At 51.2% G+C, this 17,728-nt stretch carries 11 protein-coding genes; all 11 read right to left on the bottom strand.

Going from position 1 to position 17,728, the window contains the following annotated elements:
• Nucleotide 1: 1 nt before the first annotated feature.
• Entirely contained in the window at nt 2-3,166 is a 3,165-nt protein-coding gene (locus B5D39_RS17365; protein WP_244161409.1) for an HD domain-containing phosphohydrolase, read from the bottom strand.
• Entirely contained in the window at nt 3,163-5,091 is a 1,929-nt protein-coding gene (locus tag B5D39_RS17370) for a sensor histidine kinase (RefSeq protein ID WP_244161410.1), read from the bottom strand. The genes B5D39_RS17365 and B5D39_RS17370 overlap by 4 nt, the downstream gene beginning before the upstream one ends.
• Nucleotides 5,088-6,851, bottom strand: coding sequence for an ATP-binding protein (locus tag B5D39_RS12855; protein ID WP_078790868.1), 1,764 nt, complete (start codon nt 6,849-6,851; stop codon nt 5,088-5,090). The genes B5D39_RS17370 and B5D39_RS12855 overlap by 4 nt, the downstream gene beginning before the upstream one ends.
• A 31-nt stretch (nt 6,852-6,882) precedes the next feature.
• A complete protein-coding gene (locus tag B5D39_RS12860) occupies nt 6,883-8,793 on the bottom strand; it encodes a sensor histidine kinase (protein WP_078790869.1) in 1,911 nt (636 codons plus the stop codon).
• 51 nt (nt 8,794-8,844) lie between these two features.
• The gene (locus tag B5D39_RS12865; RefSeq protein WP_078790870.1) at nt 8,845-10,137 is read right to left on the bottom strand and encodes a sensor histidine kinase; all 1,293 of its coding nucleotides are present in this window, start codon (nt 10,135-10,137) and stop codon (nt 8,845-8,847) included.
• A gap of 143 nt (nt 10,138-10,280) precedes the next feature.
• Nucleotides 10,281-10,937, bottom strand: a complete 657-nt coding sequence (locus B5D39_RS12870) for a GTP-binding protein (RefSeq protein WP_078790871.1) — start codon at nt 10,935-10,937, stop codon at nt 10,281-10,283.
• 144 nt (nt 10,938-11,081) lie between these two features.
• Nucleotides 11,082-12,401: a response regulator c-di-GMP phosphodiesterase, NosR family gene (gene nosR / locus B5D39_RS12875; RefSeq protein ID WP_078790872.1), complete on the bottom strand. Its 1,320-nt coding sequence runs from the start codon at nt 12,399-12,401 to the stop codon at nt 11,082-11,084.
• Complete coding sequence (locus B5D39_RS12880) at nt 12,394-13,353, bottom strand: HD-GYP domain-containing protein (protein ID WP_078790873.1); 960 nt, start codon at nt 13,351-13,353, stop codon at nt 12,394-12,396. Before B5D39_RS12880 ends, nosR begins: the two co-directional genes overlap by 8 nt.
• A 6-nt stretch (nt 13,354-13,359) precedes the next feature.
• Nucleotides 13,360-14,163, bottom strand: coding sequence for a response regulator (locus tag B5D39_RS12885; protein ID WP_078790874.1), 804 nt, complete (start codon nt 14,161-14,163; stop codon nt 13,360-13,362).
• 154 nt (nt 14,164-14,317) lie between these two features.
• A complete protein-coding gene (locus B5D39_RS12890; RefSeq protein WP_078790875.1) occupies nt 14,318-15,652 on the bottom strand; it encodes a hybrid sensor histidine kinase/response regulator in 1,335 nt (444 codons plus the stop codon).
• A 17-nt stretch (nt 15,653-15,669) separates the two neighbouring features.
• The gene (locus B5D39_RS12895; protein WP_161947502.1) at nt 15,670-17,721 is read right to left on the bottom strand and encodes a PAS domain S-box protein; all 2,052 of its coding nucleotides are present in this window, start codon (nt 17,719-17,721) and stop codon (nt 15,670-15,672) included.
• Nucleotides 17,722-17,728 lie beyond the last annotated feature (7 nt).

The raw sequence follows: 17,728 nt of genomic DNA on the forward strand, positions 1-17,728 counted from the left end.
TTTACCCTTTCCCTTCCAAGGTGTCACGATCATTAAATTGCTCTGCAATCTCTCTAAAAATATCCTGCACCGCTAAAAATGCATCCACCAGCTCCGGGTCAAAATGACTGCCGCTGCTGTCCTGTATAATCTGCACCACCTGTTCATGGGGGAGCCCTTTGCGGTACACCCTGTTACTAATCAGGGCATCATAGACATCAGCAACCGCCATCAGACGCGAATAGATCGATATGGCAGACCCTGACAGACCATCGGGATAGCCGCTGCCATCCCATTTTTCCTGATGGTGTCGGATGATCTCCTTGGCAATCTGCAGATATTCAACATTGGTACCCAGTGACCGTTCAGCATGTTCTATGGCCTCCACCCCAATGGTGGTGTGGGTTTTCATGATCTCAAACTCTTCCTGATCCAGTTGACCAGGCTTCAACAGAATCCGGTCCGGCACCCCCACCTTACCGATATCATGCAGCGGGGCAAGCTTGAACAACAGGTCAATCTTCTGGTCAGTCAAATCAGCAGCAAAACAGGGATGTTCAGCCAGCTGCCGGGCAAGTAACCGGACATACTGCTGGGTACGCCGCAGATGGTTGCCGGTGGCGCTATCACGGGTCTCAGCCAGGGAGGCCAGTGCCAGGATGGTCACCTCCTGGATTGCCCGCACCTCATGGGTCCGCCTGTTGACCTCCTGTTCAAGGTACTGGTTTTTATCACGCAGGAAATCCGCCGCCCTTTTCAGGGCAAGCTGGTTTTTAATCCGTTCCAGCGTAATAGCAGGGTTAAACGGCTTGGTGATGTAGTCAACCGCCCCCAGTTCAAGCCCTTTTTGTTCGTCATCCGCCTCAATCCGTGCGGTCAGGAAGATCACCGGAATCTCGCGGGTGGCAGGGACAGCCTTCAACTGCCGACAGACCTCATAGCCATCCATGCCCGGCATCATGATATCCAGCAGAACCAGATCCGGCGGTTGGGATGATCGGCAAATCCTGAGCGCCTGTTCACCAGTGCCTGCCACCTTGACCAGGTACTGCTCTTTCAAGATCGTCCCCAGCAGCAAGACGTTGTTGGGGATATCATCCACCACCAGCAGTGTCGGGCGATCACCGGCAGGAGATAACGGGATCATCAGGTGATCAGTAGGGGGATTCGATCGTCTGCCCTGCTCCAGCAGAACCACGGCAGTATCAAAATCAAAGCGCTGGATCGCCCCGTCTACCAACTGAAAATGGTGTGGCAGAATCTTCTGAATAGCGAGTTTTTGAGATTCGTACTGGTCAACTGCCTGCAGTGTCGCTGTTTTAAGCAACTCAACCAGACGACTAAGATCCAGTTCAGGCTGCTGCAGTTCTGGCGCCACACCTGCCGAAGGTTCAACAACCAGGGCTGTGGCTGTAGAATTGGCCGTAACCTGGGGCCTTTGTTGCAGCTCCTGCTGGTTGTCAGCCACTACCGGCAGCGTAAACCAGAAGGTGCTACCCACCCCGATGGTGCTGCGGGCCCCAACAGTGCCTCCCATAAGTTCAGCCAGCAACTTGCAGATGGAGAGCCCCAGGCCGGTACCCTCATACTTACGGTTCAGACCGGAGTCAATCTGCCGGAACGGCTTGAACAGACCTGCCAGATTTTCTTCCTGAATGCCGATACCGGTATCACTGACCGTGGTCAGATAATGGCCATCTTCGCGATGACAGACAATATGAATCCCCCCCTGTTCAGTGAACTTGATTGCATTACTGAGCAGGTTCAGTAAAATCTGCTCCACCCGCCTCAGATCACTGACAACCTCCCCCACATCCGGGGCGATATCAACAGACAGATCAAGCCTTTTCTTCTCAGCTAGGGGGCGTACTGTCTGAATTACTTTAAGCACCGAATCCCTTAAATTAAACGGTTCATGGGCCACTTCCAGCTGTCCGGCCTCTATTTTTGAGATATCCAACACATCGCTGATCAGCGACAAGAGGTGGTTGGCGCTATTTTTGACCATACCCAGCTGTTTTTCCTGCTCATCGGTCAGCGGGCCGCTCAGGTGCTGCAAGAGGATGCCGGTAAAACCGATGATTGAATTAAGCGGGGTACGCAGTTCATGGGACATGGTGGCCAGAAAGGCAGACTTGCTCCGATCAGCTGTTTCAGCCCGTTCCTTGGCAATGGCCAGCGCATGTATCGCCTCTTCAAGCTGACTGGTGCGGGATATAACCCGCTCCTCAAGATGGATATTCAGCTCACGGAGGTTGGTCTCACTTAACCGTAATGCCTCGGTGCGGGCATTTACCTGGTTTTTCAGAACAATGCTGCCTGCCAGACTCATCAGCAGCGCAACACCGGCCATGGCGAGGCTGAGTTGCAGCCAGACCGGCAGCCTGAACTGCACCTCTTCAGAAGTCCAGTGCTTCATAACGGTGTAATAGGCGGATTGAGGATCTTTTTTCAGCTCTGCAAGGTGCCGGTCAATGGTCTCCAACAGGTGTGTGGAACCACCATGGGGAGCAGCAAAAAAGAACGGGGCCGGGTCAAACATGATCGGTGTATCCTCAAGCCCTGCCTTGCGTGCGTTCCGCAACCCGTAAAAGCGGTTGGTAAGTCCGGCATCCGCCTTGCCTGCAGCGATCATCTTAAACTCGGTTTTGTAGTCAGGAACCGGTACAAGCTCTATTTTTAACCCGAAGCTGTGTGCCATGCGGGTAAAGGTCTCTAGCTGGATTGTTTTTTCAAGGGCGGCAACCCGTTTGCCGTTCAGATCAAGGATTGACTGAATACCGCTGCCTTTGCGGGCATAGACCTGCGACCAGCCGGTCAGCACCGGGGTCTTGTGAAACAGGAACCGTTTTTCCCGTTCAGCCGTGTAGGCTACATCAGGCATCAGATCAAGCTCGCCCTTCTCAAGCCGTTGTAGTCCCTCAGCCCAGCTGCCTGGAACATACTGCAGTTTCCAGCCTTCACGTCCTGCAATATGTTCCAGGATTTCAATAAAAATACCGGTGGGTTTGCCTGTGGTTGAGGTAAAGATCTTTGGCTCGTTTTCATAGACCCCTACCCGCACCGTGATCTCTTCTGCAACAGCCAGATGCGGCGCTATGTAGCAGCTTATCAGCAGCAGCCAGAGCAGTGCAGGCCACACACCATACCAACCGCAGAGCGGGATAGCTCTCTGTAATGATCTCATGGCGTCACTTCCCGTGTTACCGGCAATCTGAAACCAAGCGTGCTCCCTTTGCCAGGTTCGCTCTCAAGCCAGATACTGCCCCCCATCAGCTCCACCAGCTTCTTGCAGATGGAGAGCCCCAGGCCGGTGCCTTCGTACTTGCGGCTTAAGCCGTTATCAACCTGATAGAACGGCTTGAATAACCGCTCTGCCTGATCCGGCTCAATACCGATGCCGGTATCAGTCACGGTCACGATATACTCATCGGCCTCCCTGACCGCCCGCACCGTGATACTGCCCTGCTCGGTAAACTTCAACGCATTGGACAGCAGGTTCAAAAGCACCTGTTCAACACGCCGTTCGTCACTGGTAATGCCGTCCAGATCATCAGCAATGACAACCTCTAGTTGCAGCCCTTTCTTTTCTGCCAGCGGCTGAATCGTCTGGGTTACCTTGCGGATTGATTCTGCAAGATCAAACGGCACAGCAGCCACGGTAAGCTGCCCGGCCTCAATCTTTGAGATATCCAGCACATCACTGATCAACGAGAGCAGATGACTGGCGCTGTTCTTAACCATGGTCAGCTGTTTGCTCTGCTCTGCATTAAGCGGCCCGCCCAGTTCCTGCAACAGGATACCGGTAAAGCCGATGATGGAGTTGAGCGGGGTGCGTAACTCATGGGACATGGTGGCCAGAAAGGCCGACTTGATCTGATCAGCCATTTCTGCCCGTTCTTTGGCTTGTGAAAGGGACAGCATGGCGGTTTCAAGCTGCCGGGTGCGCTCATTCACACGCTCTTCAAGATGGGTGTTTAACTCCTTCAGGCTGGTTTCACTTAAGACAAGTTCTGCAGTGCGCTCAACCACAACTTTCTCAAGTCTCTGGTGCTGCGTGGTCAAGGTACGGAAATATGACCCCAGCAGTATGCTGAGCAGCAGGCCGGACGGCAGCAGCAGCCAATAGGCCAACGGGTAGTTGTTCGCCATATAGGCTTGGCTGGGCGTCATAACAAATGCCCATTCCCGTCCGTAGAAAGAAATTTTTCGTGTGGTGGCAGGAATATGGGGAAACAGGATCGAATACCAGGAACCGTCTCCATTCAGTCGTGCAGACCAATGATGCAGTAACTGACGTTCCTTTGGAGCAGACAGGTCAAGCAGATCAAAGGGAAGACCGATAGGTGCGGATTTCCCAAGTGAAGCAGCAAGCAGCTTTTCCATGTTCAGCACCACCACAGTAAATCCCTGCAAAGCCTGACGTCGTTCTGCAACCGTTGCAACCGGCAGCCCTTTGGCATAGAGCGGATTAAAGACCAGCACACTGTATCTGGGCTGACCATCCTGCACCAGCATGATCCGTTCTGTTGCTGTTGGCTTGCCAGTATCCCGCGCCTGTTCCAGGGCTGCCAGCCTGACTGGGTCTGATCCCACATCAAAGCCGATCGCCTTGCGGTTATCAGCCATCGGCTCAATATACCAGACCGGATAATAGGCATCACGGGCGGTTGCAGAAATCAGCTGCCTGTTGCTGTTCCGTTCAGTTATACCAAGCGGTGCAAGCTGCTCACTGCGCCCCTGTTCTTCAAAGCGTCGTTGCTGATCACTGGCAACACGGAGATTCCAGGAAAGCGCCTTGATCTCGGTACGTTCCTGTAAAAAAGGAAGCGTGAAATCTGCAAAATCACTGCGTGTGACCTTATCTGAGGCAGCAAAATAATTGCGTAATGCAATCACCACCAGCTGCGTGTCATCAATCTTGTTCACAATGGTGTCGGTGCGCAAGGCAACATCGCTTTCCAGACGGGTCTTGAAGGAAGCCAGCTCTGACTGCCTGACCAACCAGAACAGCACAACCGTTAACACCAGACCGGAAAGCACCACAACCGGCACACTCCAATGAAAACCATGGGGCATCAGATGCTTTGTATCAGACTGATGAGTGCTCATCCTTGCTCTCCCGTGGCAGCATCAACCCTTTGTGTGCCACTATCCGGGCCTGCATGCTGCAACTCCCTTGCAACCGGCAACCTAAAGCCAAAACTGCTGCCCTTGCCCGGTCTGCTTTCCAGCCAGATACTGCCCCCCATCAGCTCCACCAGTCTCTTGCAGATGGACAGTCCCAGGCCGGTACCTTCGTACTTACGGGTCAGGCCGGTATCAATCTGATAAAACGGTTTGAACAGCCGTTCAGACTGACCCGCTTCAATACCGATACCGGTATCAGTCACCGTCACCATATACTCTTGCGCCTGTTTTATTGCCCGCACCGTAATGCTGCCCTGCTCGGTAAACTTAAGCGCATTGGAGAGCAGATTCAGCAGCACCTGTTCCACCCGCCGTTCATCACTGGTGATCTCGGCCACATCATCAGCAATCTGAAGCTTCAGCTGCAACCCCTTCTTTTCTGCCAGCGGCACAATGGTCTGAGTTACCTTTCTAATCGACTCGGCCAGATTAAACGGATCAAAGTTTACCTGAAGCTGGCTGGCCTCGATCTTGGAGATATCCAGCACGTCACTGATCAATGAAAGCAGATGGTTGGCGCTGGCTTTAACCATCCCCAGCTGCTTGGTCTGCTCTGCATTAACCGGCCCGCCCAGTCCCTGTAACAGGATGCCGGTAAAGCCGATGATGGAGTTGAGCGGGGTACGCAGCTCATGGGACATGCTTGCCAGAAAGGCTGACTTTAGCTGGTCAGCTGCCACGGCCCGTTCCTTGGCTTCCTCCAGCTCTGCAGCCTTACGAATCCGTTCTTCAAGTAGCTGCTCAAGCCGCTCCTGCTGCTCATGCAGCTGCCTTTCGGCTGCCATGCGGATCTGAATCTCCTGTTTTAAACGTCGGTTCCAGAAGGCAAACAGGCTGATTATTACCAGGGCACCGATCAGAATTTTCCAGATTAGTGAATAATCATACTGCTGTGCCACCCACTTGCCAGCAATTGCCCGTTCTTCTTCCACCGTCAGCGAGGCCAACGCCTTGTCCAGTATCGCAACCAACAGCGGCTCTCTCTTAGAGACCCCGAACTGAAGGATTGAACGTGGTTCTGTCAGCGCCCCCATTGGAATCAGGTTGCTCAGCAACTCCTTTTCAATCAGATAGATCGCCACCGCCCGGTTACCGGCGTAAGCATCGGCCTGACCACGGCTGACCGCTTCCAGCGCAGCTGCAGTAGAGTTATATTCGTGAATGATGGTGGTGGGGAATTTGGTTTTAAAGTAGGTGATATTGTGGAATCCCTTTTCAAGGGCAACCACCTTGCCGCTCAGTTCCTGCTCGGTTTTATAAAAGTCGCCACCTTTGCGGCCAACAATCAGATGGGAGAGTACGATATACGGTTTGGTGAAAAAGTAGTCTGCTTCACGATCAGGCCGTTGGGTGATATCCATCAGGCCACCAAGCTGGCCGTTCTTGACCAGCTCCTGATTCTGCTTGAACGGACCAGGCACCAGCACAATTGCGTTAGCCAGCCGCTTGTTCAGGGCTTTGACATAATCAACACCAATCCCCTGGGGGGTGTCGTTTTTATCCACAAAATTAAGCGGAGGCCAGGCATCCATCATGCCGATCTGAATGCGGGGATGGCTCTTCAACCACTCCTGTTCAGCAGGGGTAAGTTTCAGCTCATACTGCGCCAGAGCAGTAAGCGGCATCAGTGCAAACAGCACGAACAGCACCAGACGCAGTAGTATGTGAGATCGATCAGTCATGATCTCCCCAGTTCCACTATTTTCTGACGGCTTAAGATTCCGTCACCGGCAAACGCACCGTAAAACAGCTCCCCTTACCCAGCTCACTCGTAACAACAATCTCACCATTATGCTTTTTAATGATGTCATAGGCGACACTCAGTCCCAGTCCAGCCCCCTTCCCCACCTCTCTGGTGGTAAAAAACGGTTCAAACAGACGGGGTCTGATCTCAGGAGGAATGCCAGGGCCGGTATCACTAATGGCAATGTAGACCAAATCCTGCTCTGCCCAGGTCTTGACCGTGATCTCACCGCCTTGTTCAACCGCCTGGGCCGCATTATGCAGCAGATTCGATAACACCTGGTTGATCTGGCCAGGGTTACAGGTTACCGCCGGTAGATTGCCCAGCTCTTTTTTAAGTTCGGTCTTAAGCAGTAGCTTGTTTGAGATAATGGTAAGGGTGTTCTCGATGCAGGCATTAATATCTGCCTGCACCAATTCAGCCTGATCAAGATGTGAAAAGTCTTTCAGATCTTTGACAATAGTCTTGATCCGTTCTGCACCTTCAGAGGATTCCTGAATCAGGTTGCCCATATCTTCAAGGGTAAAATCAATCTTGAGGCTACGTTTCTTCTGTTGAATCTGCGTGGTCACCGCCTCATCAGCTGTAGCCAGCGCATCTTCCTGAAAGGCAATAAACTCCCGGACCCGTTCTACATACTTACGCAGGGCATTCAAGTTACTGAGAATGAACCCGTTTGGGTTATTGATTTCATGGGCAACCCCTGCTGCCAGCTGCCCGATTGATGCCATTTTCTCATTTTGCAGGAGTTTGGATTGGGCCTCTTTCAGATCACGGTGAGCCTGTTCCAGTTCATGATTGGACCGATTCAGCCGGTCATTAAGCCGCAGCATAAACACGGCAAATACAACCAGCAGTATGACAAAGATCAGACCGCCAACGATCGGATAGAGGTATTTCTGCAGCACCATGGCCAGGGTGATCATGCCGTAATCCTTGTACGGACCGATCTTTAGCTCTTTGAACAGCTCATGGACATCGTTGTAATCATGGGGGGTGGTCCAACCGCGAATTTTAGCTGTTTGAGCCGCGCCATCATCAGGCTGCATGCTTAACAGCGCAATTGAAACCTTCTGGGCCAGCGCGTCGTTCGTTTGCCGCAGCCGGGCAAAGGGCCATTCAGGATACAGCCGGGTGCTGTGCAGCAGATTAAACTGATCATCATACTGTTGATGAATGATCTTGAAATCAGCAGGATTAATCGTGCCGGTTTTGGCCATATCTTCAAGAATACCGGAACGGGCGGTGCCGGCGTCAAGTTTGCCATCACGAACAGCCAGCACAACCCCGTCGTGGGTGCCGACAAATGTCAGCTCTTTAATATCACGGTACGGATCAATCCCGGCGGCACGGAACTCCCGCCAGGCCATGCGCCAGCCACCAAATGAGTTTTCCTCTACAGCGCCAAAGGTTTTGCCTCTGATATCAGCCAATGTTGAAATATCGTTGCGGGTATTTTTACAAAAGATCACTCCGCCAAACAGGGTTGCTGCACGACCGTCACTCATCCCCTGCAGCGTTGCTATCCGCGTTACCCCGTAGAGCGCCTCAAGTTCAACATAGATGGAGGAGTTGGCAATTACAAAATCATACTCGCCCCGTTGGGCAGCAGGACCGATGGTTTTGAAATCATAGGGAACAATACGGAAGGTCGTGTCAGGGATCTTTTGGGCTAGATAATCGGCAGTTGCACTCCATGTTTTCAGCGCAGCATCATTACCGCGCAGGGCAAGGACCGCTATTGTAACCTCTTTTTTTGTTTCAGCCGCAACGCTGGCGCCCATAGAGAACAGCAGTGTACAGGCCAGCAAGAGGCCGACAGTTGCCTGTCTGATCGTGGCTAAAGAACCTGCTGTACAACCTGTCAAAAAGCTCTTCATGGTATCCCTGCTTTCAGTAGCGGTTCATGATCAAGCGGAGTTACAGCCAATTCAACCGTGCGGAAGAGTTACCCTGCAGGTCGTACCCTGCCCCGCCAGCGACTCAACCTCAATACTGCCACCTGCCCCGATAATCGCCTCCCGCGCCACGGTCAACCCCATGCCGGAGCCGCTACCAACTGGACGCGTGGTAAAAAAAGGCTCAAAGATATGCGGTAGATTCTCTGCCGGAATACCACAGCCATTATCGCTGATGGCGACCAAGATAAGATCTGACTCCTGCCTGGCGTACACCGTCAGCTCAAGCCCTTCGGAGCGTGATTTAATGGCATTATCCAGAATATTGGCAAAGGCCTGCAGCAGCAATGGCACCCGGCAGACAAGTGGCGGAAGTGGTTGCAGGTCAGTGGTTATACGGCTGTTTGGAGGGAGTTGAGGGGCAAGGCCAGCCAATAACTGTTTCAGTTCATGCTGAAGATCCATTGACTGCTGTTCCATGCCATCCAGATGGGCAAACCCTTTCAGCTGCGCCACAATCGTTGCAATCCGGTCAGCCCCTTCCAGCGACTGTCCCAGCAGCACCCCACTGTCTTCCAGCAGAAAGTCCAGCTTCAGCTCTTTCCAGCGCTGTTCAGTCTGCTGTTTGATTGTTTCAGGCGATGTTTCTTTAGCCAGTAACAACCGGTAGAGCCCCAACATTTCAGCCATCCGGTTCTGATATTTGGCAAAGCTGTTCAGATTGCTGTGGATAAAGCCCAGCGGCGTGTTGATCTCATGGGCCATACCAGCGGCCAGTTGGCCAACTGCAGCCAGTTTTTCCTGTTGTAACATCCGTTGATAGGCCTGCTGCAGCTCTGCAGTACGCTCCTTAACCTTTATCTCAAGATCACGGGCCAGAGTACGGTAGCGACGCTCAGATTCCATCAGACGATGATTGGTTGATACCAACTGTTCGTAGGATTCCTGCACAATGCTGGTATGCACCTCGGTAGTCAGCATCCGCTTCAAGTTGTTGGTCACGGTCAGCTGCAGGCTATCCTGTAACAGACGGGCAATCGCCTCCAGACCGGGGATCTGCCCTGCAGATGCCAGTAACAGCGTGCCTTTGGGTTCTCCTTCAACCAGAATCGGCAGGCGGATTTCACTACACATCCCCTGCTGTTCAACAATTGATTCACCCAGTGCAACCAGGACACGTTCGTCCTCATCCAGCAGGGCAACACGGTTGATTCCCAGCTTAAGTGCGCTGCGCAAGAGTGGTTCGATCTCAAGCTTGCCCACAATATCGCTCAGACGCTTTTCTTCGCCGATAATAAACTCAATATGGGTGGGAGATTCAGTCATGGGTGTCCTTTTTAACCCCTTAAAACCTTAACGCAGAGTCGCAGAGCAGCAGAGATGCGGAGAACATCAAAAATTGTTTTTGTTTTCCCCTGATTGTTGTGTTGCCTTTCACTGCGTCTCTGCTTCTCTCATTTTTCTCTGCGTTATAGCTTTTTAGCTTTTGTCAACGTGGCGACGAAATCATCACGATCAACCTGAAACCGTTCCAGTAGTTGCAGCTTCTGATCCAGGCTGTCAAACAACCCCTCAACTGCAGCCTGAAACGTTTCCAGCACGCCCCAGCCCTGTAATGCCGAGGCCATCAACACCGGCAGACCGGTGGGTTCCCAGGTGGTGCGTAACTCTTCTTCTGTAACCAGTTCTGACAGATCCCGCTTGTTAAACTGAATCACCAGCGGCAGTTTTTCCAGATCCAATCCCACCAGGGACAGATTCTGTTCAAGGTTGGCAAAACTCTCGGCATTTATTGATTGTTGGCTGATCTGTGAATCGGCAATAAAGACCACTCCATCAGCCCGCTGCAGTACCGCCTTGCGGGTGGCATCATGGCGCACCTGACCCGGCACGGTGTAGACCTTCAGCTTTATCTTTAGACCCGATGGCGCCACATAAAAAAACGGCAATAAATCAAAGTAGATGGTACGATCTTCAGTGGTATCCAGCATCATCAGTTCACCACGACCATCCTGCTGCAGTGTATCGTGCAGGCAGAGCAGGTTGGTGGTCTTGCCGGACAGAGCCGGACCGTAATAAACCAGCTTCAGTACAAGACGTTTTTGTGCTTCATCAAATTCGATCATAAAAACCTTAGAACCTTAACGCAGAGGCGCGGAGTAGCAGAGATGGGGAGAACATCAAAAAATGGTTTTGTTTTCCCCTTGTTTTGTTGTGCCTTTCTCTGCGTCCCTGCCCCTCTCATTTTTCTCTGCGTTAAGGTTTAGTAATCACCCCTTGCCATGTACCAAGGCAAACACACCATGCAGCGGCGGATCCAGCTGATAATAACGCTGAATCGCCTCCAACTTGACGGCATCCAGCGTAACCCCTTTGTTCAGCAGCATCATGCCGGTACCGGAGATAACATCCTTGGTCAGAATCATGCCGGCCCGCAGTTCTTCCGGTTTTAGTTCTAATTCAACGGTTGCATTGGGATCAATCTCAGGCATGGTGAAATAGGCGTAGCGGGCAATCTTACGAAACACCCGCTGCAGGCCCGGATCAAGCTTGATGGAGAGCCCCAGCTCAACCCTTGTCAGGGCCTGTTCTGCAGTATCTCCTCCACTGGCAACAGCCTTGTCCAGTTGATCGGCATAGGTCAGAATCCTGGCGCCAATCGGGATGGCATCTCCTGCAAGTTTGTCAGGAAAACCGGTGCCGTTAAAATATTCATGATGATGCCGTATAAGGATACCAGCCGGGCGAAGCTCCGCAATGCTGTCAATGGCCATCTGGCCCCGCACCGGGTGTTGACTATAGATATGCAGTTCATTCTGGGTCATATAGTCCTGGGATTTCTCAAGTACGTTTTCAGGCAGGCCGATCTCTCCAATATCATGCAGCAAGGCAGCAGTACGGATAATCTCAAGTTCCTCCGGCATCAGCCCATATTCACGTGCTGCAGCAACCGCCAGCTCCATCACATTGCGGGCATGCTGCTGCGCCTTCTGACCACGGAGTTCCACCAGACCTGAAAAGGCATTGATGATTCCGCTGTAGTTCTGTTTTAACTGGACCAGGGCTTCATTCAGGTCATCAGCCTTTTTCCGAATGGCCGTGGTCTGCTGCAGTACCCGGTTTTTCAGATTCTCATTCCATTGCTTCATTTCTTCATTCTGTGCTTGCACAATTGCCTGCAAACGTTTGTTATCATTTGACAGCTTCCATGTTTCAATCGCTGCTTTCAGCGTCTGCAGCAGATCATCATCATTCCAGGGTTTGTTCAGATACCGACTCGCCCCTCCCTTGTTAATGGCATCAGCTGCAGCAGAGATATCGGAATAGCCGGTCAAGAGCATCCTGATTGCCTCAGGCGCCAACTGCTGGGATTGATGCAGAAATTCTGCGCCGTTCATGCCGGGCATCCGTTGGTCAGACACGATCAACGCCACATTGGAAAGGGTAGTCAGCTTCTGCAGGCCGGCATCTCCAGAGTTGGCTATTTCCGTATCAAACTCTTCATCCATGGTCAGACGCTGCAACGCCTTAAGGATGTTCTCCTCATCATCAACAAACAGCACTGTAGGACGGATCAGTTCATCACTCATGGGAGCATGCCTCCTGTTCTGCCAGTGGCAGAAAGGTCTTAATCAATTCAGGATCAAAATGGGTGGCAGTCATTTCCTGCATAATTTCAATAGCCCGTTCCAGAGAATAGGCCTTACGGTAAGGACGGTCGGAATAGAGCGCGTCAAACACATCGGCAATGGCTACAATTCTGGCCTCAATCGGGATTTCGTCCCCCTTCAGACCGGAAGGATAGCCTGCGCCGTCAAACCGTTCATGGTGATACAGGATAACGTTCACCACCTGCTCTGACATATGGGCCTGGCGGGCCACTTCAGAACCCCAGCGGGGATGCTGCATGACTGATTCCATATCATCTTCATTCAGTCTTCCAGGAAAGTTAAGCACTCGCTCTGGCACGCCTATTTTCCCGCAATCATGCAACCAACTGCCATGTTTAATCTCCTCCAGCTGCTGTTCTGTAAATCCCACTGCCTTGCCAAGGGCAACCGCATAGCGGGCAACCCGGTCACAATGCCCCTTGGTGTACGGATCTTTCAGCTCAACGGTCTGGGCCAGAGAGAGGTAGACGGTTTCATCTTCAGCCCCGAGCGTCTGCACCAATTGATAGCGCATCAGTGCTTCATCTACTATCTCCATCAACTCCTGATTATTCCAGGGCTTGGTAACAAAGCGGAACGCCTCACTTTTGTTGATGGCATCAATGGCAATGGAGAGATCAGCATAGGCGGTCATCATGATCCTGATGGTATGGGGCCAGCGGGCCTTGACCTTGGACAGAAACTCTATCCCCCGCATGCCGGGCATCAGGTAGTCAGACACCACCACCCAGACCTCTTCCTTTTCCATGATCTCAAGCCCTTCCTGACCGGAAGCGGCAAACAGACAGCGCAGATCATCCCGCTCAAGATACATCCGTTCCAAGGCATTACGGATCGGCTGTTCATCATCTACAAATAACACTGTGCGCATAGTTACTTACACCTCCAGAAACACAAGTACCACAGCCTCACTGCCAGCAAAGGAGATCGTACGGCCCAGCACCCGCCACGGTCGATCACCAAAGGTATCAACCGTGTTCAAGGTCTGCTCTTTTCTGACCTGTTCAACAAGGGTCTTAAGCCGATCATCACAAAAATGCTGGATATCAGTACCAAAGAAATCATCACACAGTTGCTTCAGGATGCCTGCAGCGATTGTATTACAGTGGGCAATCAGGCCACCTTCGTCAATCCCCACCACCCCCACCGGCAGATTGCCCAACATGGTCTGAGAGAACTCAAGCGCCCTGTTACGCAGCTCAAGATCTTCTGTCCGCTGCTGTACCTTTTCTTCAAGCATCTGGTTTGTCTGAGCCAGCTCATCCAGCAGTTCCCGGTTTTTCTTCAGCAAGGAGTAACGTTCCAGGCAGTTCTGGATGGTGACCCGCAGTTCTTCATCATTCCACGGTTTAGGGATGAACTTGTAGATATGTCCTTCGTTGATGGCTGCCACAATTGCACCGGCATCGGCATAACCGGAGAGAACAATCCGCACCGTATCGGGCCAGCGCTCATAAACCGCTTTCAGAAACTCCACCCCATTCATGACCGGCATCCGATAATCGGATACCACCACCTGAAAGCTGTCACCTGCTTCAGCCATAATCTCAAGACCTTCATCGCCTGAACCAGCAGTCACGATCTCATAGTCATCATCCAGAAAAATCCGTTCCAATGAACGCAGTACATTACGTTCATCATCAACACAGAGAATTTTGACCGGCATTTCAAAGCTGTCCATGATCGGCTCCTTTTTCAACAACCTTACAACTTTAAAAACCTTAACGCAGAGAGGCAGGAGGGGCAGAGACACAGAGAAAATAAAAATCTATTGGTTTTGATCTTCCCCTAATGTTTTGCTTTTCTCTGCACCCCTGCATCTCCGCACCTCTGCGTTAGGATTTTGATTTTTCTTTCTCAACCGGCAACCGCACCGTAAAAGTAGTCCCTTTACCCGCTTCGCTATCAACGGTTATCTCACCATGATGCTTACGAATTATATCAACAGAGATGGATAACCCCAGGCCAGTCCCCTTACCCGCAGGTTTGGTGGTAAAAAACGGCTCAAAAATTCTGTTTTGCACTTCTTTGGGCATCCCTTTGCCGGTATCAGCAACTGAGACGCAGACCCAGCCAGGTTCAGTCCAGGTTTTTACCGTTATTATCCCCTGTTGTTCCATGGCTTGTGCAGCGTTTACCAGCAGGTTAAGGAAAACCTGATTCAACTGTTGTGGATTACAGACAACTTCAGGTATTTCGCCAAACTGGCGTTCAAGTGTTGAAATATACTTAAGTTCGTTCCATGCAATATTAATGGTGGTATCCAGACATTCATTCAGGTTTGCATGGGTTGATTCAGCCTGATCAAGCCGAGAAAAACTCTTTAAATCCTGCACAATCCTGCGTACCCGATTGGCGCCATCCAGACTTTCGTTAATCAACTCATTGACATCGCTTACAATGTAATCAACCTTCAGCTTCTGGCGCAGCTGATCCAGTTCGTCAAGCCCAGGATGGTTGGTGCAGGAATAGATACTCCCCTGTAACGCCGCAATATAGCTATCCAAACGTTCTGCATACTTGCCAAGCGAGGTCAGGTTACTGGTAATAAACCCCATCGGGTTGTTGATCTCATGGGCCACCCCTGCGGCCAGCTGACCGATTGAGGCCATTTTTTCCTGCTGGATAATCTGGGCCTGCATCGCCTTCATAGTCTCTTCATACTTTTTTTGTTCATCAATGGTCTTTTGCAGCTCCTGCATCTTGGCTTCAAGCTTGTTGAACAGTACTTCGTTATAGTTGCGTAACAGCTTCATCTCTTCATCCAACGGCTGCTCTTTGCCGGATAGCGATGAACGTTGCTGTTCTGCAAGAGCGTCATTGATTGCAGCCAGTAAAAGCGGCGGCGGTGATGGTTTTACCAGATACCGGTATGCCCCCAGTTCCAATCCCAGTTTTTGTTCCTGCTGTTCAGTATAATCGCTGGAATACAGGATGATCGGCACCTGCTGCAGGGTCTGATCAGCCTTGCACTGACGGCACAGTTCAAAGCCGTCCATGACCGGCATCATCACATCAGTAATAATCAGGTCTGGGCACTGTTGCCGGGCGGCAACAAGTGCATCAGCCCCGTCAACCGTACAGACCACCGCATGCCCGGCCTGTTGCAGGATCAATTCAAGCATGCTGCGACTCATTAGTTCATCTTCTACTATCAGTATCTTGGCCATAAGGTACCCTTATCGTCTTACGCGTCAGCTGGAGGAACAATCGGTAACCTGACCGTAAATGTGGTTCCGACGCCTACCGTACTTTCCACCAGAATTTCTCCGGCATGTTTGTGGATGATGTCATAGCAGATTGAAAGTCCCAATCCGGTACCCTTCCCCACCGCCTTGGTGGTAAAAAACGGTTCAAAGATTCGGTTCAGATGTTCTGGATCAATCCCTTTGCCGGTATCTATAACCGAGATAAAGACCATGTCGCCTTCCTGCCTGGTACGCACCGTGATGGTGCCCTGTGTTTCAATGGCATGGGCCGCATTTACCAGCAGGTTCATAAAGACCTGATTCAACTGTTGGGGTCGGCAGGTAACCGGTGGAATCTCACCGTATTCCTTCACCACCTCAGCTACATATTTAATCTCATTACGCACCATATTCAGGGTGCTATCCAGGTTATCGTTTATGTTAATCGGCTTCCATTCAGCCTCATCAACATGGGAAAAATTCTTCAGGTCCTGCACTATATGACGGACCCGTTCAGCACCATCAAGAGACTCTGCCAACAGGCCTTCCATATCTCCCAGAATAAAATCTATCTTCATACTTTTTTTAACTTTGGCTATCTCATCCACCAGTACGCTGTTGCCACTGTTTGTTGTCAGTTCAACCAGACTTGCTTCAAATGCCTTAAGTTTATTGATGTATTTTGATAGTGAGGCCAGGTTGCTGGAAATGAAGCCCATGGGATTGTTGATTTCATGGGCCACCCCGGCTGCCAACTGTCCCACAGAAGCCATTTTTTCCTGCTGGACCGCCTGCATCTGCACCAGCTTCAGATGGTTGTAGGCCTCTTCCAGTTCCTGATGTATTCCTCTTATTTCTGTAATATCACGCAGGTTTACCACGTTTCCAACAGCAACGCCGTTTTTGTTGCGTAAGGGAAAGGTGCGCAGATCAAAGAAGCGTTGATTATCCTTGTCATGAACGGTTCCATTACCATTTTTATAGTTATCAATTGCAAACCCGAGGCTATAGAGAATGGAAGCCCAGCTTTTTCCATACACCTCATTAAACGGCAAACCTGCCAGTTGATTAAAAGGAGTATTGCAGCGCTGGATGTTACCCTGGGTGTCGCACATCAACACGATATCAGTGATGCAGTCCAGGGTATCTTCCCACTCTCGTTTAGCCACTTCAACCTGGGCAAACAGCTTGTCAAGCCGGGTATGCTGCTGTGCAATCTCTGCCCTGCTCCGCTCAAGCTCTTCATCAAGCAGCTTGCGCTCTGTCATATCCAGCACCGTTTCTATTGCTGCAATCCTGTTGCCTTGCTGGTCATGGATTGGTGAGGCTTCAAACAGGATATAACGACGCTTACCTCCCAGGGTTTCGTACCAGCCTTCAGCCTGCAGGGCACCGGGGATATGTAATGAAGGGTTAATCTGATTATAGAGATTATTATGATCAAGCGGTTCACCGGTCAGGATAAAATCAGCCAGCACAGGGCGTTCATGACCATAAAACGGTGTCCACTGACGCTTGGTGCCGATCATCTCCTCTTTGGTAAAACCGGTCAGATCCTGCAGAGCATTATTCCAGACAACAATACGGTGACTCTCATCCAGCACAAAGATCGGAACCGCTGCATTGCCGATCAGCTGTTCAAGGAAGGTCTTCTGTTTTTCAAGCATATCCTGCAGGTGCATCAGGTCAGAAATATCTGAAAAACTTCCGCGAACCCCGACTAACGAGCCATCGTCATCACAGATCTGCTGGCAGGTGTGTGAGACCCAGTGTTCATCCCCGTTACGATCAAGCAGCTTGATGTTGATACTGTTCGGCATCAGCAGCCGTTGTTGGTGCATGGCTACATGTTCATCCCAGATCGTTAAGCTGTCCGGCGAGATAATCTTTTTAAATGCATCCAGATCTGTCTTAAGCTCCGTCATGGTATAACCGGTCAGCAACTCGCAGTTTGGTGAAACATAGCCGATCGAGTTATCCGGTAACAACAGATAGACCAGATCAGACGAGTAATCAGCCACAATGCGGTATATATAGGCGGTTGGGCTCATCAACAAC

Origin of the sequence: Trichlorobacter thiogenes (genome assembly GCF_900167465.1) — a bacterium.
Lineage (GTDB): Bacteria > Desulfobacterota > Desulfuromonadia > Geobacterales > Pseudopelobacteraceae > Trichlorobacter > Trichlorobacter thiogenes.